20 protein-coding genes and 1 tRNA gene are annotated in these 20730 nt (G+C 69.0%); 11 read left to right on the forward strand and 10 right to left on the reverse strand.

Annotated elements, in window-relative coordinates; translation table 11 throughout:
* Positions 1-116 precede the first annotated feature (116 nt).
* From KYX17_RS03825 to KYX17_RS03850, 6 genes are all read left to right on the forward strand, one after another.
* A complete protein-coding gene (locus KYX17_RS03825; protein WP_243225511.1) occupies positions 117-1301 on the forward strand; it encodes a ferrochelatase in 1185 nt (394 codons plus the stop codon).
* 40 nt (positions 1302-1341) lie between these two features.
* A complete protein-coding gene (locus tag KYX17_RS03830; RefSeq protein WP_243225513.1) occupies positions 1342-1827 on the forward strand; it encodes a ribose-5-phosphate isomerase in 486 nt (161 codons plus the stop codon).
* A gap of 1 nt (position 1828) precedes the next feature.
* On the forward strand, positions 1829-2827 hold the full coding sequence (locus KYX17_RS03835) for an Fpg/Nei family DNA glycosylase (RefSeq protein ID WP_243225514.1): 999 nt from the start codon (positions 1829-1831) through the stop codon (positions 2825-2827).
* A gap of 93 nt (positions 2828-2920) precedes the next feature.
* Positions 2921-4399 (forward strand): sodium:alanine symporter family protein, encoded by a 1479-nt coding sequence (locus tag KYX17_RS03840; protein WP_243225515.1) that lies wholly within the window; start codon positions 2921-2923, stop codon positions 4397-4399.
* Positions 4400-4452: 53 nt separating this feature from the next.
* The gene (locus KYX17_RS03845; protein WP_243225517.1) at positions 4453-5097 is read left to right on the forward strand and encodes an FMN-binding negative transcriptional regulator; all 645 of its coding nucleotides are present in this window, start codon (positions 4453-4455) and stop codon (positions 5095-5097) included.
* On the forward strand, positions 5094-6554 hold the full coding sequence (locus KYX17_RS03850) for an amidohydrolase (RefSeq protein WP_243225519.1): 1461 nt from the start codon (positions 5094-5096) through the stop codon (positions 6552-6554). Before KYX17_RS03845 ends, KYX17_RS03850 begins: the two co-directional genes overlap by 4 nt.
* A 59-nt stretch (positions 6555-6613) precedes the next feature.
* On the opposite strand, the gene KYX17_RS03855 is transcribed toward KYX17_RS03850, so the two are convergent.
* Positions 6614-7099, reverse strand: a complete 486-nt coding sequence (locus tag KYX17_RS03855) for a Dps family protein (protein ID WP_243225521.1) — start codon at positions 7097-7099, stop codon at positions 6614-6616.
* A gap of 142 nt (positions 7100-7241) precedes the next feature.
* On the opposite strand from KYX17_RS03855, the gene KYX17_RS03860 reads away from it, so the two are divergent.
* The 3 genes from KYX17_RS03860 to KYX17_RS03870 all read left to right on the forward strand — a co-directional run bounded on the left by KYX17_RS03860 (position 7242) and on the right by KYX17_RS03870 (position 8874).
* On the forward strand, positions 7242-7778 hold the full coding sequence (locus KYX17_RS03860) for a gamma carbonic anhydrase family protein (RefSeq protein WP_243225523.1): 537 nt from the start codon (positions 7242-7244) through the stop codon (positions 7776-7778).
* A 32-nt stretch (positions 7779-7810) separates the two neighbouring features.
* Positions 7811-7887 (forward strand) — tRNA-Ile (locus KYX17_RS03865).
* Positions 7888-7923: 36 nt separating this feature from the next.
* Complete coding sequence (locus KYX17_RS03870; RefSeq protein WP_243225525.1) at positions 7924-8874, forward strand: L-lactate dehydrogenase; 951 nt, start codon at positions 7924-7926, stop codon at positions 8872-8874.
* A 4-nt stretch (positions 8875-8878) separates the two neighbouring features.
* On the opposite strand, the gene KYX17_RS03875 is transcribed toward KYX17_RS03870, so the two are convergent.
* The 3 genes from KYX17_RS03875 to KYX17_RS03885 all read right to left on the reverse strand — a co-directional run bounded on the left by KYX17_RS03875 (position 8879) and on the right by KYX17_RS03885 (position 11333).
* Positions 8879-9073 (reverse strand): hypothetical protein, encoded by a 195-nt coding sequence (locus KYX17_RS03875; RefSeq protein WP_243226171.1) that lies wholly within the window; start codon positions 9071-9073, stop codon positions 8879-8881.
* A gap of 2 nt (positions 9074-9075) precedes the next feature.
* Positions 9076-9255 carry a hypothetical protein gene (locus KYX17_RS03880; protein ID WP_243225527.1) on the reverse strand — a complete coding sequence of 60 codons (180 nt, stop codon included), beginning with the start codon at positions 9253-9255 and terminating at the stop codon, positions 9076-9078.
* Positions 9256-9335: 80 nt separating this feature from the next.
* Complete coding sequence (locus KYX17_RS03885; RefSeq protein ID WP_243225529.1) at positions 9336-11333, reverse strand: DUF262 domain-containing protein; 1998 nt, start codon at positions 11331-11333, stop codon at positions 9336-9338.
* Positions 11334-11506: 173 nt separating this feature from the next.
* On the opposite strand from KYX17_RS03885, the gene KYX17_RS03890 reads away from it, so the two are divergent.
* Both KYX17_RS03890 and KYX17_RS03895 read left to right on the forward strand, forming a co-directional pair.
* Positions 11507-12280 (forward strand): hypothetical protein, encoded by a 774-nt coding sequence (locus tag KYX17_RS03890; RefSeq protein ID WP_308220846.1) that lies wholly within the window; start codon positions 11507-11509, stop codon positions 12278-12280.
* Between the two features lie 146 nt (positions 12281-12426).
* Positions 12427-12930 carry a DUF3145 domain-containing protein gene (locus KYX17_RS03895; protein WP_243225532.1) on the forward strand — a complete coding sequence of 168 codons (504 nt, stop codon included), beginning with the start codon at positions 12427-12429 and terminating at the stop codon, positions 12928-12930.
* 123 nt (positions 12931-13053) lie between these two features.
* Here the strand turns inward: KYX17_RS03895 and KYX17_RS03900 are convergent, their stop codons facing one another.
* The 6 genes from KYX17_RS03900 to aceE form a co-directional block, all read right to left on the reverse strand.
* Positions 13054-14295, reverse strand: a complete 1242-nt coding sequence (locus tag KYX17_RS03900; protein ID WP_243225534.1) for a beta-ketoacyl synthase — start codon at positions 14293-14295, stop codon at positions 13054-13056.
* Positions 14296-14388: 93 nt separating this feature from the next.
* On the reverse strand, positions 14389-14637 hold the full coding sequence (locus KYX17_RS03905; protein ID WP_243225536.1) for an acyl carrier protein: 249 nt from the start codon (positions 14635-14637) through the stop codon (positions 14389-14391).
* Between the two features lie 68 nt (positions 14638-14705).
* A complete protein-coding gene (locus tag KYX17_RS03910) occupies positions 14706-15707 on the reverse strand; it encodes a beta-ketoacyl-ACP synthase III (RefSeq protein ID WP_243225538.1) in 1002 nt (333 codons plus the stop codon).
* A complete protein-coding gene (locus tag KYX17_RS03915; RefSeq protein WP_243225539.1) occupies positions 15704-16627 on the reverse strand; it encodes an ACP S-malonyltransferase in 924 nt (307 codons plus the stop codon). Before KYX17_RS03915 ends, KYX17_RS03910 begins: the two co-directional genes overlap by 4 nt.
* A gap of 85 nt (positions 16628-16712) precedes the next feature.
* The gene (locus KYX17_RS03920; protein ID WP_243226172.1) at positions 16713-17906 is read right to left on the reverse strand and encodes a CdaR family transcriptional regulator; all 1194 of its coding nucleotides are present in this window, start codon (positions 17904-17906) and stop codon (positions 16713-16715) included.
* A 31-nt stretch (positions 17907-17937) separates the two neighbouring features.
* Positions 17938-20664 (reverse strand): pyruvate dehydrogenase (acetyl-transferring), homodimeric type, encoded by a 2727-nt coding sequence (aceE, locus tag KYX17_RS03925; RefSeq protein WP_243225540.1) that lies wholly within the window; start codon positions 20662-20664, stop codon positions 17938-17940.
* Positions 20665-20730 lie beyond the last annotated feature (66 nt).

The raw sequence follows: 20730 nt of genomic DNA on the forward strand, positions 1-20730 counted from the left end.
CTCCCAGGGGTGAGGGGTCGTGACCGCTCCAAGACGCTGCTGGCGCCGACGGCAACCATGACAGCCTACGCCAGGTGGCGTTCGTCGCGAGCGAGCAGAGGTGAAAGGATGAAGGGGTGACTGCGAACGCCTCTTCCTCTGTTCCCTTCGCCTCGCCCGCAGCAGCCGGCGGCGCGCCGTTCGTCGAGACGCCCGTCGCCTATGACGGCATCCTGCTTGCAGGATTCGGGGGGCCGGAAGGTCAGGACGACGTCATCCCGTTCCTGCGCAACGTCACCCGGGGACGCGGTATCCCGGACGAGCGTCTCGAGGAGGTCGCGCATCACTATCGCCACTTCGGCGGTGTCAGCCCGATCAATGCCCAGAACCGTGCGCTGAAGGCGGCTCTCGAGGCCGAACTCGACCGACGCGGCATCGACCTGCCCGTGTACTGGGGGAACCGGAACTGGACGCCGTACCTCGAGGACGCCGTCCGCGAAGCGGCGGATGAGGGGGACACGACCCTGCTCGCCTTCGCCACGAGCGCCTACAGCTCCTTCTCGAGCTGCCGTCAGTACCGCGAGGACTTCGCGCGGGTGCTCGAGGAGACGGGTCTCGACGCGACGGTGACGATCGACAAGATCAGGCCCTTCTTCGATCACCCGGGATTCGTGGACGCCTTCCTCGAGGGCGTGCGGGCGGCGGTCGACGGATTCCTCGCCCAGGGAATCGCCGCGGACCAGATCCAGGTGCTCTTCTCGACGCACAGTGTGCCGACGGACGATGCGGTGCGCTCCGGGCCCCGCGATGTGGACTGGGGACCGGGCGGCGCGTATGCGGCCCAGCACGAGGCGGTGGCCGCGTGGGTCATGGACCGCATCTCGACCGAGCTGCCGGTCGCATCGGACGTCGCCTGGGAGCTCGTCTACCAGTCGCGGTCCGGGCCGCCTTCGCAGCCATGGCTCGAACCGGACGTGTGCGACGTGATCGAAGAGCTGCCCCGACGCGGCAGGTCCGCGGTGGTCGTCGTCCCGCTCGGATTCATGAGCGACCACATGGAGGTGCTCTGGGACCTCGACACCGAGGCCGCGGAAGCCGCCGAAGAGGCGGGCCTCGCGTTCGTCCGAACCCCGACACCCGGGGTGTCGAGCGCGTTCGTGGCCGGGATCGTCGACCTCGTGGAAGAACGGCTGCGGGGTCGTCCTGCGGCGGAGCGGGCCCATGTCACCGAACTCGGACCGTGGTTCGACGTGTGCCGACCGGGATGCTGCGAGAACATTCGTGCCGGCTTCAAGCCCGCGGCGGCGGGTCTGGCGCCCTAGGTCAGCTCTCGGCTGCTCGGGCATCAATAGGATGGGTTCCATGCGCATCCACATCGCCACCGATCACGCCGGTCTCGATTTCTCCACCCAGCTTCAGGAGCATCTGCGCGGCGCCGGCCACGAGGTCGTCGATCACGGCCCGGTCGAGTACGACGCGCTCGACGACTATCCCGCGTTCTGCATCCGTGCGGCGCAGGCGGTCGTCGTGGACCAGCGCGACGGTGTCGAGGCGCTCGGAGTCGTGTTCGGCGGATCGGGCAACGGCGAGCAGATCGCCGCGAACAAGGTGGAGGGCATCCGCGCCGCTCTGGTCTGGAACCTGTCGACCGCTGAGCTCGCTCGCGAGCACAACGATGCGAACGTCATCTCGATCGGCGCCCGCCAGCACACGTTCGAGGAGGTCGTGAGCTTCATCGACCGCTTCATCGCGACGCCTTTCTCCGAGGACGAGCGCCACGTGCGCCGGATCGGCCAGATCGCCGACTACGAGCGCGACGGGTCGCTGCTGCCGGACCCTCGGGCCTGACATGCCCGAGGGGCACTCCGTCCACCGCATCGCGCGCCAGTTCGATCGGAACTTCGTCGGGCGTCGCCTGCACGCGTCGAGCCCGCAGGGCCGTTTCTCCGAGGGAGCCGCCGTGCTCGACGGCCGAGAGGCGCTGAGCGTCCAGGCGGTCGGCAAGCAGATGTTCCTCGAAGCCGAGGGCGACCTCTGGCTGCGCGTGCATCTCGGCCTCTACGGTGCGTGGGACTTCGCGGGAGAGATCCTCGTCGATCCGACGATCGCCTCGGCGAACGGCCGCATGGGGCAGACCAATCAACGCGGTACCGCCCTGGACGAGGAGATCCTCGACGACGCCGGGGAGAACTCGCTGTCGTCGATCGGGGCGCCCCGACGGACGCGGGTGCACGTGCGCATGTCGGAGCAGACGAAGAGCCTCGCGGAGGAGGGCTCGGAGTGGCCGCCGCCCGTCGTCGGTCAGGTGCGCCTGCGGCTCATGACCGACGTGACGTGCGCGGATCTGCGAGGCCCCACCGCGTGCGTGCTCCAGACGCCGGAGGAGATGCTGGCCACGGTCGCGAAGCTGGGGCCGGATCCGCTCGTCGGAGACCCGGACGAGGGCGAGGAGCGGTTCGTGCGTTCTGTGCGCCGCAAGCCGACCGCGATCGCGCTGCTGCTCATGGACCAGGCGGTCGTCAGCGGCATCGGCAACGTGTACCGTGCCGAGATGCTGTTCCGGGCGCGTCTGAACCCGCACACGCCCGGCCGCGAGGTCCCCGAGGATGTCGTCCGCGGTCTCTGGCGCGACTGGGTGCGGCTGCTGGCGATCGGCGTCGAGACCGGGCAGATGATGACGATGGACGATCTGTCTCCCGAGCAGTATCGCGCGGCGATGGCGAGTCGTGACGACCGGCACTGGGTGTATCACCGCGCCGGACTCCCATGCCGGATCTGCGGCACCGAGATCGCGCTCGAGGAGATCGGCGCGCGCAAGCTGTACTGGTGCCCGTCCTGTCAGGCGTGAGTTCCCGTCCACCGGCAGGTCGCAGTGGAACCTGAACGCGGGCTGTGAAACGATGTCGAAGTTCCACGCAACGACGCACGATGGGAGCAGCGCATGGATCTTTCCGGAGTCGAAGCCTTTCTGTCCTGGCTCAGCGGCATCATCTGGGGACCGTTCGTCCTCATCCCGCTGCTGCTCGGGACGGGGCTGTACCTGACGATCCGACTCGGGGGACTCCAGATCCTGAAGCTCGGGCCCGCGCTGCGCTTGGGACTCTTCACGCGCAAGGATCCGGGATCGGACGGTGACATCTCGCAGTTCCAGGCGCTGACCACGGCGCTGGCTGCGACGGTCGGCACGGGGAACATCGTCGGCGTGGCCACCGCGATCGGCATCGGCGGCCCCGGGGCGCTGTTCTGGATGTGGATCACGGGCCTTCTCGGCATGGCGTCAAAGTACTCCGAGGCCTTCCTCGGAGTGCGCTTCCGCAAGACCGATGACGCGGGAGAGAAGTCCGGCGGACCGCAGTACTACTTGGAACGGGGTATCCCGAACCGGCTCGGCAAGTTCCTCGCCCTTTTCTTCGCCATCGCCGCCGTGCTCGCCTGTTTCGGGATCGGCAACATGACGCAGGGCAACTCGATCGCGTCGAACATGGAGAACAGCTTCAACGTGCCGACGTGGGTCACCGGACTCGTGCTTACCGCCTTCGCGCTGGTCGTCCTCGTGGGCGGCATTAAGTCGATCGGCCGCGTGACGGCCGGTCTCGTGCCGATCATGATCATCTTCTACGTGCTGGGCGCGCTGTACATCCTCATCGCCAACATCGGGGACGTGCCCGCGGCGTTCGCGCAGATCTTCACGGACGCGTTCACGGGCACCGCGCCGATCGGCGGATTCGCCGGGTCGGCGATCATCATCGCCGTCCAGTTCGGCGTCGCGCGCGGCATCTTCTCCAACGAGTCCGGCATGGGTTCCGCGGCGATCGCGGCGGCGGCCGCCAAGACCAGCCACCCCGTGCGCCAGGGGCTCGTGTCCATGACGCAGACGTTCATCGACACGATCATCGTCGTCACCTGCACCGGGCTCGTCATCATCACGACCGGGGTCTGGGACATGACCGACCCCGAGACCGGCGAGCAGATCAGCCCGGCACTGATGACGGGCGAGGCGTTCTCACACGGCCTGCCGGGGGAGTGGGGGCACTACATCGTGACGATCGGCCTGGTGATGTTCGCCGGCTCCACGATCCTCGGCTGGTCCTACTACGGCGAGCGGTGCATCGAGCGTCTGCTCGGACGCAGGGCCGTCATGCCCTTCCGGGTGGTGTTCTCGCTCGTCGTGTTCATCGGCTGCACGGTCCAGCTGGGCGTGGTGTGGGCGTTCTCCGACGTGATGAACGGGCTCATGGCCCTGCCGAACCTGCTCGGGCTGCTGATCCTCTCCGGCCTCGTCGCGCGGGAGACGAAGAAGTACCTCGACAACGACCCGAAACTGCGCGCGAGCACCGAAGAGGTGAACTCCTTCATGGCCGGGGACAAGGCCTTCGAGGAGTGGAAGACGCAGGCGATTCCGGTCGTCGACCGGACGTGATGCGCACGGCTTCGGGAGCAGACCGGCCCGAAGCCGCGTCGTAGTCTGGTCGTATGCGCCAGAACCCCAGCTTCGCCCTCGCCGACATCGCCGAGATGAGGCGGGTGATCGCACGCAACCCGTGGGCGACCATCATGAGCGCCGCCGAGGACGGCCTGGTGGCCTCGCACTACGTCGTGATGCTCGACGAGGATCGCGACGACCTCACCGTGGTCGGACACGTCGGCCGTCCTGACGACGCGATCCACGGCATGGGCGAGCGCGAGCTGCTCGTCGTGTTCCAGGGCCCGCACGGGTACGTCTCACCGGGATGGTACGACGCCGAGACCCCGAGCGTCCCGACCTGGAACTACACGGCCGTGCATCTCGCCGGTGTCCCCGAGGTGCTGAGCACCGAGGAGAACCTCCGGGTCCTGGACCGCCTGGTGGAGGCCTTCGAGTCGCGGATGCCGGACCCTCGGGGGATGTGGGAGAGGCCGAACGACGAGGCGTTCGTGCGCCGGCTGGAGGCCGGTACGGTCGGGTTCCGGCTGACCCCCACTCGAGTGGTCGCCAAGCGCAAGCTCAGCCAGAACAAGGACGCCGCGACCGTCGAGAACGTCATCGCACACCTGGAGGGTGACGGGGCGTACGCGAATCCGGCGCTGGCTGCGGAGATGCGCCGCGCGCAGGACGCGCGCGTCCGGCCGAACGCATGACCGGGGCGCAGGTCGACGCCCTGCGCGGCGTGCGCGTCACGGGTCCGGGGCAGGAGTTCCTCTTCGACGACGAACCGGTGGACCTCGTCATCCGGGACGGGGTGATCGCGGACATCGCGCCCACCGGAGCACTGGCGCTGGCGGGCAGGGTCGTCGATGCCGAGGGCGCGTGGGTGATCCCGGGGCTCTGGGACAATCACGTGCACGTCGTGCAGTGGGCTCTGGCGTCGGAACGCACGTGGCTGGGCGACGCGGCGTCCGCGAGGGAGGCCGCGGAACTCATGGCCGCCGTCCAGACCCGTCCGGACGATCGACGCATCGGCACGGGCTTCCGGGACGCGCTGTGGCCCGATGCGCCGACGCGGGAGACGCTGGATGCCGCGACCGGTGCCGTGCCGACCTATCTGATCAACGCGGACGTCCACAGCGTCTGGCTGAACTCCGCGGCGCTCGCGCGCGAGGGGTTCGACGCGGCAGACGGCGTGCTGCGCGAAGAGGACGCGTTCGAGATCTCACGCCGTCTCAACGCCGTGGACCCGGTCCATGCCGACCAGGCGGTGCAGCAGGCGGCGTCGCGTGCGGCCGGACGCGGCATCACCGGCGTCGTCGACTTCGAGATGGCGTGGAACGCACAGGCCTGGGAACGGCGCGTCGCGTCCGGCTTCGACCTACACCGCGTCGAGTTCGCGATCTACCCGGCCGATCTCGACCGCGCGATCGCCGAGGGTCTGAGGACGGGGGATGCGCTCGGCAGCAGCGACCTGGTCTCGGTCGGCCGACTCAAGGTCATCAGCGACGGGTCCCTCGGGACCCGCACGGCCGCGTGCTCGCAGGCCTACCCCGGCGACGGTCACGGCGTCATGACGGTCGAGACACCGGAGCTGATCGATCTGCTCACGCGGGCGGCCGGCGCAGGACTTGAGGCGTCGGTCCATGCGATCGGGGACCGTGCGGCCGCCTCGGCGCTGGACGCGTTCGCGCACACAGGGGCCGCGGGCACGATCGAGCACGCGCAGCTCGTCCGTCATGCCGACGTGTCGCGCATCGCCCGGCTCGGCCTGGTCGCGAGTGTCCAGCCGCAGCACGCGCTCGACGACCGCGACATGGCGTCCCGGTACTGGGCGCATCAGACCTCTCTCGCCTACCCGCTCGCGTCGCTGCGGCGGGCGGGCGTCGAGCTGCGCCTCGGCTCGGACGCACCCGTGGCTCCGCTGGACCCCTGGCAGGCGATCGCTGCCGCAGTGACGCGGTCCGACGACGTACGCGAGCCTCTGGACCCAGGAGAGCGGCTGAGCGTCGATGAGGCGATCGCGGCCAGCGTGCGGACCGCCGTCCGGCCCGGAGAACGAGCCGACCTGGTTCTGTGCGACGTCGATCCTCGGACGGCGGATGCCGTCGCCCTGCGAGGGATGCCGGTGCGGATGACTCTGCTGGGAGGCCTCGTCACCCACGGGTGACTCGAGCCCCGGAGACGACGAAGGGCGCCGGGAGACCCGGCGCCCTTCGAAAGCGACGATTACGCCGCGACGTGTGCGACGAGGAACCAGCGGTCCTTCTCGAGACCGCGCATGATCTCGATCGCGACGTCCTGGCTGGTGAGGTCGATCTCGTCCAGGCCCTCGATGGCGGCCTTGGTGTCGACGAGGATCGCATCGATGTCGGCGACGATCGTGCGGATGATCTCGTCGGACTGCGCGAAGCCGGCCGGCACACCCGTCTCCGGGGCCTTTGCGGCGACGGCGCTGACGCGGGCGTCGATCGGCAGCCCGAGGGCGACGATGCGCTCCGCAGCGGTGTCGGCGAAGTCGCCGGCGTGGGCGACGATGGTGTCGAGGAGTTCGTGGACGCCGATGAAGTTCGCGCCGCGCACGTGCCAGTGCGCCTGCTTGCCGTTGATGGTCAGGGCCTGCAGCCCCAGCACGACGGGCGAGAGGAACTGCGCCGCGGCTGCGGCGACCGTGGGGTCGCTGGCGGTGGTGGAGATGGTCTGTGCCTTGCTCATGTCGATTCCTCCCGGGGACGGCTTCTTCGTACCTGTTGTTGACAACCGTACTCGGCCTGAGACATTCCGCAAGGAAGCTGAGGCTCGGCTTATACCCCCGGAAACCCGCGGGATTCCGCGGATCTGAGGGTAGTCTCACCTTATGAGCATCTCGCCTTCGGCATCCGTCATCGCCCTCCCCGGTCGGGTCCCCGAGATCGCCTCCGACGCGTTCGTGGCGGACGGAGCGCGCGTCGTCGGCGACGTCGTCCTCGAGTCCGGATCGAGCGTCTGGTATAACGCGGTCCTGCGCGCCGATTCGGCATCCATCACCGTCGGGGCGGACAGCAACCTTCAGGACAATGTCTCGGTGCACGTCGACAGCGATCACGCCACGGTGATCGGACGGAAGGTCTCGGTGGGCCACAACGCGGTCGTGCACGGCTGCACGATCGGCGACGGATCCCTCGTGGGCATGGGCGCGGTGATCCTCTCGGGCGCCGTCATCGGCACGGGGTGCCTCATCGCCGGAGGCGCCGTCGTGCTCGGCGGCACCGAGGTGCCGGACGGCTCGCTCGTCGCCGGCGTCCCTGCGAAGGTGCGGCGTGCGCTCACCGACGACGAGAAGGCGGGGCTCCTCGCCAATGCCGACATCTATCGGGAGCACGTCCGCACGCACGAGACGGCGCGCACGCGGTGACCCCCGCGCGCACCGGTAGGCTGGTGCTCTGCGGGGCGGTGGCCAAGCTGGTCAAGGCAGCGGGCTCATAACCCGACGATCGTGGGTTCAAGTCCCACCCGCCCCACCACTCGGCTCCGGCCGCGCCACCTGCCAGACTGGGCCAATGGCAGTCATCGAGAACTCGAAGCTCACCGTCGTGGGCGCAGGCAGCGTCGGTTCGAGCGTGGCCTACGCCGCCCTCATCCGAGGATCGGCGCGTCACGTCGCGCTCTACGACATCGCGACCGAGAAGGTCGAGGCCGAGGTGCTCGACCTCGCTCACGGCACCCAGTTCACGGGATCGAGCGACATCATCGGCGGCAGCGACATCTCGGTGGTCGCCGGATCGCACGTCGTCGTCATCACCGCGGGGGCCAAGCAGAACCCCGGCCAGACGCGCATCGAACTCGCGAGCGTCAACGCCGGCATCCTGCGGGACATGATGCCACGGCTGCTCGAGGTCGCCCCCGACGCGATCTACGTCATCGTGACGAATCCCTGCGACGTCCTCACCGTGCTCGCCCGTGAGGCGACCGATCTTCCCGCTGAGCGCATCTTCGCCTCGGGGACGGTCCTGGACACTTCTCGCCTGCGCTGGAAGCTCGCACAGCGTGCCGGCGTGTCGACCTCGAGCGTGCACGCGTACATCGTGGGGGAGCACGGCGACACGGAGTTCCCGCTCTGGTCCAAGGCCACGATCGGAACCGTGCCGATCCTGGACTGGGAGGCGCCGGGGCATCCGCGCATCACCCGCGAGGAGCTGGACGCGATCGCCGTCGACGTGCGGGATGCCGCGTACACGGTCATCCGTGGGAAGGGCGCCACCAACTATGCGATCGGGCTCTCGAGCGCACGGATCGTGGAGGCGATACTCGGTGACGAGCACGCCGTCATGCCGGTGAGCACGGTGCTGGAGGACTTCCACGGCGTCGACGGTGTGGCACTCTCCGTCCCTTCGGTCGTGAGCGCCGCCGGTGCCGTACCGGTGCGCGCCACGACGTTCTCGGCCGAGGAGGCCGACCTGCTCCACCGTTCGGCTGCCGCGCTCGACGAGGTGGCCGCCTCACTGCGCTGAGCAGTCAGTGCTCGGTCGCCTCCGGCTCGACCTGCGGACGACCGACCACGCCGATCCCCACCGCTTCATGGCTCGGTTCCGGTTCCGATCGCTCCGGGGCCGAGGGCTCCTCTGACGGCTCCTTCTCCGTGCTCGGCTCCTGCAGTTCGTCGTCGGAGGGCAGCGCCTCTCCGGACTCCTCCTCCGGGGTCCCCGGCATCGTCACCACTCCTCATCCTCGGAACCGCCGGCGGCGAGACGATCCGCCTCGGCGCTGTCGATCTGATCCGCGTCGAGGTCCTCATCCAGGACCTCTTCGCCGTCCACGTCCCTCGTGACGCGATCCTCGGCATCCGATCCGTCCGGATCGATCGGGAAGGGGGCGGGGTAGGGGTTCGACATGATGCTCTCCTCTCTTCGGCGACCAGGCTACGAGCACGGCGAAGGTCGGGCGAGCGGGTTGACGAGAGCCGGCGGGCGAGCTACATCACGTCCCCGATGTAGGAGTACTTGACGAACACCTCAGCCGCGATCCCGGATTCCTCGAGCACGCCCTGCACCGCGGTCATCATGTAGTTCGAGTCCCAGCCCATGTAGAGGAAGTGCGTCGCGTCCAGCTCGTCCCACTGCCCCTTCCACGCCATGTCGTCGTAGATGGGGCCGCCGTGGGCCGCGCAGTAGGCGAGGGCGGAGGCGCGATCGTCGGTCCAGGCCCGTCGGAACACACGGTTGAACAGGTACTTCACGTCTCGCACGTCCCAGTGCTCACCGCGGTACTCCACGTAGGAGAACTCGCGGTCCCATCCGGCCGGCCAGCCGCGGCGGCGGACGGCGTCGAGGATGGGCGTGAGGCCGTCGTCGTCGATCTCGGGCAGGGCGGGACGGGCCCAGATCCGCAGCAGGTCAGCGCTCAGGCGCTCCGTTCGGCGGGTGATCGCGCCGGTGCCCCAGGCGGGCTCCTCGGCCAGGAGCCGGGTCGAGGACACCCCGCTGCGCGCATAGGCGTCCTTCTGCTTGTCCGGGAACGACGCGCCGAAGACGCGCTCCGCGAGAGCGGGTTCGAGCAGGGTCAGGTTCCCGAGCGTCGGTGCGAGCGCGCGATGGCTGTTCTGCTCGTCGTCGCTCAGCTCGCTCCAGGTGCGCCGGCCGTCAGGGGACCAGGTGTCGCCGGGGGCGGTGGGGACGATGTGCTCGAGGTCAAGGGCCGAGGCGTCCTCGACGTCCTCCAGGCGGCCGAGGACGTACGCGGCGTGGGGGAGCTCCCCGTACTTGAGCACCGCGCCGACGCGCTCGTCCGACGGCGTGATGCGGGCGATCGCGCGCATGAGGGCCTCGCGCCCTTCCGACCTCGCACGGCACAGTCGTGCGATCAGGCGGTCCGTCGGCAGATTGACGATCGCGCGCCGCAGGTACATGGCCTGGATCCACTCGAGGGTCTCGATGAGCTCGTCGCGGGCGATCACGCCGCGCGCGTGATCGCTGTACGCGCTCATGACGAGCGGATAGGGCGCCCGCCCGAACGTGTTCACGAACTGCAGCTGACGGCGGATCCCCGCATCCGGCTCGCGGGTCGGGTCCAGCAGGATGCCGTAGATCTCGGCGAAGTGCCGCCACACCTCGGCATCCGCTTCCAGATGAGCGACGTCCACGCGCGGGAAGGAGTGCCGGAACGCGCTGTATACGCCGTGCTCGCCGTTCGCGGCGAGTTCTCGACCCGTCCGCATGACGAGATAGTGCCGCCAGAAGGCCCCGATCGTCTCGCCGGTATGACGCTCGATCGGCAACCAGAAGTGCTCCTCGACGTCGAGCTGCTCGGAGTGGGTCAGCCCCATGAGGATGTAGTTGTGGATCAGCTCGTGATCGCGCAGCGGCTCGCCCGTGGAGTTGAGGCTCTCGAAGATCTGCTGCGCGTTCGCCTGCTGACCGAGCGTGATGGACACGTGCTCGAGCTTCTTCAGGCCCCGCCAGATGCGCGGCGCCTCATCGGCGTGGACCTGACTGCGGAAGAACGCGTAGTTGTCGTCGAAACGCGATTCGCGCTCCGCGTCGCCGCGCGCATCCAGCACGACCGATTCGTACAGCTCGGCCCACGCATGATGGGGACGCAGCTTGGTCCTCGTCGCGTCGTCGGCGCGGACGAGCACGCGCTCCAGTTCGGCCGCCATGATCGGATCGGATCCGCGCACGGCGTGGTGCAGGGCCGCGACGAGCAGCATCAGCGTGGTGATCCGCTGCTGCCCGTCGATGAGGATGAGGTCGGTCTCCGAGGCGTCCTGGGCCGACAGGATCGACCCGATGAAGTGCCGGTGCGCGTCGTCCTCCCCGGCGACGGCCCTGACGTCCGAGAGCAGCCGTTCGCACGCGCCGATGTCCCAGCGGTACTGCCGCTGGTAGACGGGCACGACGATCGTCGTCCCCGGAGCGGCGAGCCATTCGATCGTGTTAACTGCGGTCGCTTCGACGTTGGTGGCCGTTGCCATGACTGAGTGATGCCTCCGGAAGAGCGGGAGTCCGAGACCCGCCGCATCGAGTCTAGCCCGGGCTTTTTTGCACGGCCGTGCTCCGCGGGCGGCGCAGAGTGCCCTGTTAGGCTTGCCTTATCAGGGCCTGTTAAAACGTGCTGGCCCCCGATGAAAGGAACATGACTCGGATCATGGGATACATCAAGTCGGAAGCGCTGGAGGAGACGGGCTTCGTCGTCCTGGACAGCTACAACCAGGCGCTCGACCCGAAGGAATGGCTCGACGTCGAGTACGTCGACTGGAAGTCCTCGGGTGACACCCGGTTCGCGCCGCTCGCGAGCGCGAAGGGCGAGATCGAGTGCAACGGCTTCTGGAACCACAAGCCGCCGCGCACCGACAAGGACGGGGTCTGGATCGACTCGCAGACCGCCAAGGCGCCGAACCTCACCCGCCGCGCCCAGGAGCCGGGTGCCAACGTCGGACGCTGCCGCATCATCGAGCTGCAGCCGAACACCTACGGCGACTGCCTCTACAACCTGCACCAGGACGACAACAACCGCCTCAACCCGGACGGGACCGGCTGGGTCGTGCGCGGTTTCTTCAACCTGACCGACGACAAGGACAGCTTCTTCGTGCTGCGCGAGAACCGCACGGACCCCGCCGGTGAGGTGCGCATCGCGCTGCCGGCCGGAGCGCAGCTGATCATCGACACGCAGCGCCTGTGGCACGCCGCGACCCACGTCGGATCCGAGCCGCGTTACAACCTCATCACGTCGTGGACGTCCGGGCCCGAGCTCGACGCCTACATCGAGAAGTACCACGGCACCAACCAGCACACCCAGTTCGAGCTTCCGCAGGACGTGCTCGAAGCCGGGTACGCCGAGCAGGCGCGCAAGGACGCGGCCCGCGCCGCGTACTACGCGGCCAAGGGTCAGCAGGTCAAGCAGGCCATGAGCGAGGCCTGAGCCTCCTCTCCAGCCAGGAGGGCGGGAATCACATGCTTGTGATTTCCGCCCTCGTGCAGGAGAATAGCCGCATAACCGCATATTCTCGCCGCTTTCCGTGTGGTTCAGGTCGTTGGGGAAGACGCACCTGATGAAACGGAGAGATCATGGCGACGGCTTACGCACGCGGAGTGGTGTACATCCACTCCGCTCCTCGCGCGCTCTGCCCGCACCTCGAATGGGCGGTGGGACGCGCTATCGGTCGTGCGGTGAACTTCGACTGGGCCGAACAGCCCGTTCTCGAGGGATCTCGCCGTGCGGAGTTCTACTGGGACGGTCCGGTCGGCACCGGCGCAGCCCTCGCGACCGCGATCCGCGGCTGGGAGCACCTGCGCTTCGAGGTGACCGAAGACCCCACACCGCGCAGCGACGGCGGGCGCTGGCTGCACACGCCGGACCTCGGCATCCACTATGCGCAGACGGATGCCGCCGGCAACATCGTCATCGGCGAGGACCGCATCCGCTACGCCATGGAGATCGCGGCGGGAAACGCGGTCGAGCTGCAACGCGAGCTGGATGTCGCCCTGGGCTCCGCCTGGGATGAGGAGCTCGAGCCCTTCCGCCACGCCTCCGACGACGCGCGCGTGGTCTGGCTGCACAAGGTCGGCTGACCGAGACCTGGGTCGGAGGCGTCGGTATCGGATGCCGGTGAGTCATCCCGGTCGCTGAGACAGCGAATCCCGCCCACACGAAAACGGCCCCCGGCATGCCGGGGGCCGTTTCATGCGTGTGCGTCAGCCGCGGTAGTCCGCGAATGCGACGACGGCGTTGTGACCGCCGAAGCCGAACGAGTTGCTGATCGCGAGCTGCGGGCCGTCTCCGAGGGGCTGCGGCTCGCCGGACAGCTTGAAGGGCACGGCCGGGTCCTGCTCGGTCATGTTGATGGTCGGCGGAGCGACGCGGTCGCGCAGAGCGAGGACCGTGTAGACGGCCTCCAGCGCGCCGGTGCCGCCGAGAAGGTGTCCGGTGGACGCCTTGGTGGCCGACACCGGGATCTCGTCGATCCGGTCCCCGAACACGGTCTTCAGCGCCACGTACTCGTTCGGGTCGCCGACCGGCGTCGAGGTGGCGTGCGCGTTGATATGGGTGACCTGATCGGCCGTCGCTCCCGCCTGGGCGAGCGCGAGCTCGACAGCACGCGCTGCTCCGGCGCCCTCGGGGTCGTTGCCGGTGATGTGGTACGAGTCGGCCGTCACGCCGCCGCCGACCACGTACGCGTAGATGCGGGCGCCGCGCGCGAGCGCGTGCTCCTCGGTCTCGAGCACGAGCGCCGCGCCGCCCTCGCCCATGACGAAGCCGTCGCGATCGATCGCGCCGGGGCGCGAGGCATGCTCCGGGTCGTCGTTGCGGCGGGACAGCGCCTGTGCGGAGGCGAAGGATGCCATCGTGATGGGGTGGATCGCGGACTCGGCTCCGCCGGCGATCACGACGTCGGCCAGGCCGTCCTGGAGGTGCTCGTAGGCGTTGGCGATCGACTCAGTGCTCGAGGCGCACGCGCTGACGACGGTGCGCGCGAAGGCCTTGGCGCCGAAGTGCAGCGAGAGGTTGCCCGCGCCGGCGTTCGGCATGAGCATCGGAACGGTCAGCGGCATGACGCGCCGCGGACCCTTCTCCCGCAGCGTGTCCCAGGCGTCCAGCAGCGTCCAGACGCCGCCGATGCCGGTCGCCCAGTCGATGCCGAGCCGCTCGGGTGCCACCTCGGGGGCTCCGGCGTCCTCCCAGGCCTCGCGCGCGACGATCAGCGCGAACTGCGTGGACGGGTCGAGGCGCTTGGCCTCGTGACGAGGCAGCACCTCCTCGGGGCGGACGGTCGCCTCGGCGGCGAAGTGCACCGGCAGCTGGTACTGCTCGACCCATTCGTGGGTGAGCGTGCGCGTGCCGGAGGCGCCGGCCAGCAGGTTGGTCCAGTTCTCCGGGGCGGTCCCGCCGATGGCGGAGCTGGCGCCGATGCCGGTGACGACGATGCGCTTGGTCATGGGGTTGTGGTTCCTTGTCGAGCAGCGGGCGGTAAGGGAGCGAGGCAGAGGATGCCACGACCCGCGAGATGCGGGCGTGGCATCCCTCGGGTCTTACTCCTGGCCGGCGACGATGAAGTTCACCGCGTCGCCGACGGTCTTGAGGTTCTTGACCTCATCGTCCGGGATCGTGACGCCGAACTTCTCCTCCGCGTTGACGACGATCGTCATCATCGAGATGGAGTCGATGTCGAGGTCGTCCGTGAACGACTTCGAGAGCTCCACCTCGCTGGCGTTGATGCCGGTCTCGTCGGTGATGAGCTCGGCGAGGCCCGCGAGGACCTCATCGTTGGTGAAAGCCATTGCTTTTCCTCTTTCTTGCGGGTGATTGGTCGGAACCGTTGAACAGTCTAGGGAACAGGCGGTCGGGATCAGGGGAGGACGACGACCTGGGCGGCGAACACCAGCCCGGCGCCGAAGCCGATCTGGAGGGCCAGACCGCCGGAGAGCTCGGGGTGTTCGGCCATCAGACGGTGACTCGCGAGCGGGATGGATGCCGCCGACGTGTTGCCGGTGGTCTCGATGTCGCGCGCGATGACGGTGGTCTCAGGGAGGCCGAGCTGCTTGGCGAACTCGTCGATGATGCGCATGTTCGCCTGGTGCGGGATGAACGCCGCGAGGTCGGACGCCTCGACACCGGCGACCTCGAGTGCTTCGCGAGCGACCTTGGCCATCTCCCACACGGCCCAGCGGAAGACCGTGGGACCCTCCTGGCGCAGGGTCGGCCACGGCGCGCTGCCGTCGCGGAACTCCGTGAGCGTGTGGTTCATGCCGACGGCGTCCGCCTTGGAGCCGTCCGAGCCCCAGACGGCGGGGGAGATGCCCGGCGTCTCGCTCGGGCCGATGAGGGCCGCGCCGGCGCCGTCCCCGAGCAGAAAGGAGATGCTGCGGTCAGCGGGGTCCACGATGTCCGAGAGCTTCTCGGTGCCGATCACGAGCGCGTAGCGCGCGGCCCCGGCACGGATCAACGCATCCGCCTGTGCGACGGCGTACGCGTAGCCGGCGCACGCGGCGTTGATGTCATAGGCCGCGGCGGGATTCGCGCCGACGCGGTCGGCCACGATCGCCGAGACGGACGGGGACTGCTTGGGATTGCTGATGGTCGCCACGATCACGAGGTCGACCTCCGCGGCGTCGACACCGGCGCGCTCGATGGCCTCGGCGGCAGCGGTGGTCGCGAGATCGATGGCGTCGGTCTCGGCGACCGCACGTGCGCGCGTGACGATGCCGGTGCGCTGGCGGATCCACTCGTCGCTGGAGTTGATCGGCTCGATCAGGTCCTCGTTCGGGACCGCGTTCTCCCCGCGCGCGGCGCCGTAGGCGTAGATGCGCGTATAGGCCGGGCCGGACGCCTGCTTGAGGGTGGCGCTCACTTCGTCTCTGCTCCGTTCAGCAGCTCCACCGCTGCATCGAGGTCTTCGGGTGTCTTGACGGCGACGGTCGGCACGCCGCGGAGTCCGCGCTTGGCGAGGCCCGTCAGCGCTCCGGCCGGTGCGAGCTCGATGAGTCCGGTGATGCCGTTCTCGGCGAACGAGTTCATGCACAGGTCCCAGCGGACGGGTGAGGCGACCTGGCCGACGAGCAGGTCGAGCGCGGCGGTGCCGTCGGTGACGACGGAGCCGTCGCGGTTCGTCCACAGGGTGAGGGAAGGCGCGGATGCCGTCACCTCGCGCACGGCGTCGCGGAGCGTCTCGACGGCCGGCTGCATGTAGGAGGTGTGGAACGCTCCGGCGACCTGGAGCGGGATGACTCGCGTCCCCTTCGGCGGCTCGGAGGCGAGCGTCGAGAGCGCCTCGAGGGCGCCGGCGACGACGATCTGCCCGCCGCCGTTGTAATTGGCGGGGGAGAGATCGAGTTCCGCGAGACGCGCCAGCAGGGCATCCTCATCGCCGCCGAGCACGGCGCTCATACCGGTCGGCACCTGAGCCGCGGCGTCCGCCATGGCGCGTCCGCGGATCCCGACCAGACGCATGCCGGTCTCGTCATCGATGACGTCGCTGGCGACCAGGGCCGCGATCTCACCGACCGAGTGTCCCGCGACGCCGTCCGCACGGCGCTCCGCGCGCCGCTCGAGCTCGTGCTGCGCGATGAGCGAGGCCGCGACGATCAGCGGCTGGGCGACGCGCGTGTCCCGGATGGTCTCGGCATCCGATTCGGTCCCGTGCTGGACGAGGTCCACCTGGGCGGCTTCGGAGTAGGCCGCGAGCCGCTCGGCGACGCCGTCCAGTTCGAGCCAGGGGGAGAGGAAGCCGGGGGTCTGTGAGCCCTGTCCAGGGCAGGCGACGACAATCACCAGTCCAGTCTGCCAACGATCGCGCGCGGAGAGTGGGGGAACTCTCACAAGATTGCCGAGATCCCTTGTGTGTGGCGTACAGCGCTCAGCGCGATCGACGGGGGTTCGGGCGACGCCGGGCGGGCTCCGCGGTCCCGATGGATCCGAGGATGAGCGCGGTCTGCAGGATCAGCGCCTCGCGCGGACCGGTCGCATCCCATCCGATGACCTCGCTCACGCGCTTCAGACGGTACCGCACGGTGTTCGGGTGCACGAACAATTCCCGCGCCGTCGCCTCGAGGGACCGGCCGTTGTCGAGGTAGCTCCACAGCGTGGTGACGAGATCCGTGGAATGGGCCTGCAGCGGCCGGTGGATCCGCTCGATGAGCGTCAGCTTGGCCAGCGGATCGCCGGCGAGGGCGCGTTCGGGCAGGAGGTCGTCCGCATCCACGGGGCGGGGAGCTCCCCGCCACGCCCGCGCGACGGCGAATCCCGCCAGCGCAGCGCGTGCGCTCTGCCCCGCATCCACGAGAGCGGCGACCGCGGGACCGACCACGACGTAGCCGGGCCCGAACGACGGCTCCAGGCGCGCCGCGATCTCGTCGAAGGCGAGTTCGTCCTCGCCGGAATCTCGAGCCGAGTCCTGTGCGCGTCCGACGACGAGGACGAGGCGGGAGCCCTGCACGCCGACCAGGACGTCGACGGCGAGCTTGCGGGCCGTGCGGCGGACCTGGTCGACGTCGAACTGCGCCGGCGTCGTGCCCACGATCACGCAGACCTCGCCGTGACCGTGCCAACCGAGCGCGGCGATGCGACTGGGCAGCTCCTCGTCGGCCTCGCCGGTGAGGATCGAGTCCACGACCAGAGCCTCGAGCCGCGCGTCCCACAGGCCCCGGGCCTCCGCTGCTCTGGCATAGACGTCGGCGGCCGCGAAGGCGACATCCCGTGAGTACAGCAGGATCGCCTCACGCAGATGCTCGCCCTTGCCGGCCACCCGTTCCTCGGTGACCTCGACGGTGACGCGGATGAGCTGCAGCGTCTGCTGCAGGCTCACGCTGCGCAGCAGCTCGCGCGGGGCGGCGGCGAAGATGTCCGCGGCGATCCACGGCGTCGAGGAGGGGTCGTCGTACCACTGGATGAACGAGGTGATGCCCGCCTGCGCCACCAGCCCGACCGCTGAGCGGCGGGCCGGTGGCATGTCGGCGTACCAGGGGAGCGTGTCCTCCAGGCGCTTGATCGTCACCGTGGCGATGTCGCCGGAGATCCGGCGCAGCCACGCGAGTGTCGCGGCCTTGTCCATCGACGCGGGGGACGAGCCTGTCACCTCCGGCTCAGCTCTCGCCGCCGGCGTTCCCGCTCGTGCCGGCGTTGACGTTGAACAGGTCGTACTTCTCGATCGCCTGGGCGATCACCGAGCGGTCGATCCTGCCCTGGTCCGCCAGGCCCTGCAGGGCCCGGACGACCATGGACGGGCCGTCGATCTTGAAGAAGCGACGAGCGGCCGCGCGCGTGTCGGCGAAGCCGAAGCCGTCCGCGCCCAGCGTGTAGTAGTCGCCGGGGACCCACTGGCGGATCTGGTCCTGGACGGCGTGCATGAAGTCGCTCGTCGCCACGAACGGGCCCTCGGCCCCGGTGAGCTTCTGCGTCAGGTACGGGACGCGCGGCTCCTCGGCCGGGTGGAGGAAGTTGTGCTCGTCGGCGGCAAGACCGTCACGGCGCAGCTCGGTCCAGCTGGTGACGGACCAGACGTCGGCGACGACACCCCAGTCCGCGGCCAGCAGCTCCTGCGCCTCGAGCGCCCACGGGACGCCCACGCCCGACGCGAGCAGCTGGACACGCGGTCCGTCGCCCTCGCCGACCGCGATGCGGTGGATGCCCTTGACGATGCCGTCGACGTCGACGCCCTCCGGCTCCGCGGGCTGCTTCATCGGCTCGTTGTACACCGTGAGGTAGTACATGACGTCGGGGTCGGGGTGCGTGCCGCCGTACATGCGCTCGATGCCCGACTGCACGATGTGCGCGACCTCGTATCCGAACGCGGGGTCGTAGGTCACCGTGGCCGGGTTCGTCGAGGCCAGCAGCGGCGAGTGGCCGTCGGCGTGCTGCGTGCCCTCACCCGTCAGGGTCGTGCGACCGGCGGTGGCGCCGATCACGAATCCGCGCGCCATCTGATCGGCGGCGGCCCAGAAGGCGTCGCCCGTGCGCTGGTAGCCGAACATCGAGTAGAAGATGTAGATCGGGATCAGCGGCTCGCCGTGTGTGGAGTACGACGTGCCGGTCGCGGTGAGAGCCGCCGTCGCCCCGGCCTCGTTGATGCCGACGTGCATGATCTGGCCCTGCGGGCTCTCCTTGTACGCCAGGAGCAGCTCGCGGTCGACCGACGTGTAGTTCTGGCCGTTCGGGTTGTAGATCTTCGCCGTGGGGAAGTAGGCGTCCATGCCGAAGGTGCGGGCCTCGTCCGGGATGATCGGGACGATGCGCTGGCCGAAGCCCTTCACGCGCATGAGGTCCTTGAGCATGCGGACGAACGCCATCGTCGTGGCGACCTCCTGGTTGCCCGATCCCTTCTTCAGCAGCGCGTAGTCCTTGTCCTCCGGGAGGGCGAGGTCGACGTGCGTGCTGCGGCGCTCCGGCAGGAAGCCGCCCAGGTCGCGGCGGCGATCCAGCATGTACTGGATCGTCTCGTCCTGTGCACCCGGGTGGTAGTAGGGCGGACGGTACGGGTCGGCCTCGAGCTGCGCATCCGTGATCGGGATCTGCATCGTGTCGCGGAACAGCTTGAGGTCGTCCAGCGTCATCTTCTTCATCTGGTGAGTCGCGTTGCGACCCTCGAAGTGCGGTCCGAGGCCGTAGCCCTTGACCGTCTTGGCCAGGATGACCGTGGGCTGGCCCTTGTGCTCCATGGCCGCCTTGTAGGCCGCATACACCTTGCGGTAGTCGTGACCGCCGCGGCGCAGCTTCCAGATCTGGTCGTCGGTGTATCCCTCGACGAGCTTCAGTGCACGCTCGTCACGGCCGAAGAAGTTCTCCCGCACGAACGCGCCGTTCTCGGCCTTGTAGGTCTGGAAGTCGCCGTCGGGGGTGACGTTCATGAGGTTGAGCAGGGCGCCGTCGGCGTCGCGGGCGAGCAGGTCGTCCCACTCGCGTCCCCACACGACCTTGATGACGTTCCAGCCGGCCCCGCGGAAGTAGCTCTCCAGCTCCTGCATGATCTTGCCGTTGCCGCGGACTGGGCCGTCCAGGCGCTGCAGGTTGCAGTTGATCACGAACGTGAGGTTGTCCAGGCCCTCGTTCGCCGCGACCTGGAGCTGACCGCGGGATTCGACCTCGTCCATCTCGCCGTCGCCCAGGAAGGCCCAGACGTGCGAGTCCGCGACGTCCTTGATGCCCCGGTTGGCGAGGTACTTGTTCGTCATGGCCTGATAGATCGCATTGATCGGGCCGAGACCCATCGACACGGTCGGGAACTGCCAGAACTCCCGCATCATTCGAGGGTGCGGGTAGGACGGCAGGCCGTTCGGCGCGCCGGACTTCTCCTGCCGGAACGCGTCCAGCTGCGCCTCGGTGAGACGGCCCTCGAGGAACGCGCGGGCGTACATGCCGGGCGACGCGTGGCCCTGGTAGAAGATCTGATCGCCGCCGGAGGGGTGGTCCTGACCACGGAAGAAGTGGTTGTGACCGACCTCGTAGAGCGAGGCCGCCGACGCGTAGGTCGAGATGTGGCCGCCGACGCCGATGCCGGGACGCTGCGCACGGTGCACGGTGATCGCCGCGTTCCATCGGATCCAGTGGCGGTAGCGGCGCTCGAGTTCCTCGTCGCCGGGGAACTCCGGCTCGTTCTCCGGCGCAATGGTGTTGATGTAATCCGTCGTCGGGACCATCGGCACGCCGAGGTGCAGCTCCTTGGAGCGCTTGAGCAGGCTGAGCATGATCTCGCGGCCACGGCCGTGGCCCTTGGCGTCGACCAGCCCGTCGAGCGACTGCTGCCACTCACCGGTCTCGTCCGGATCGCTGTCGAGGGGGCCCTGAGAGTACGGATCCTGGTCGTGGACGGTCACGGTGGAGCCTTTCGTCAAGCTGGCGGGTCTCGCCGGGAAAACGGGAAGCGACACGGGGAGCCTTGT

The organism is Microbacterium sp. CIAB417, assembly GCF_022788845.1.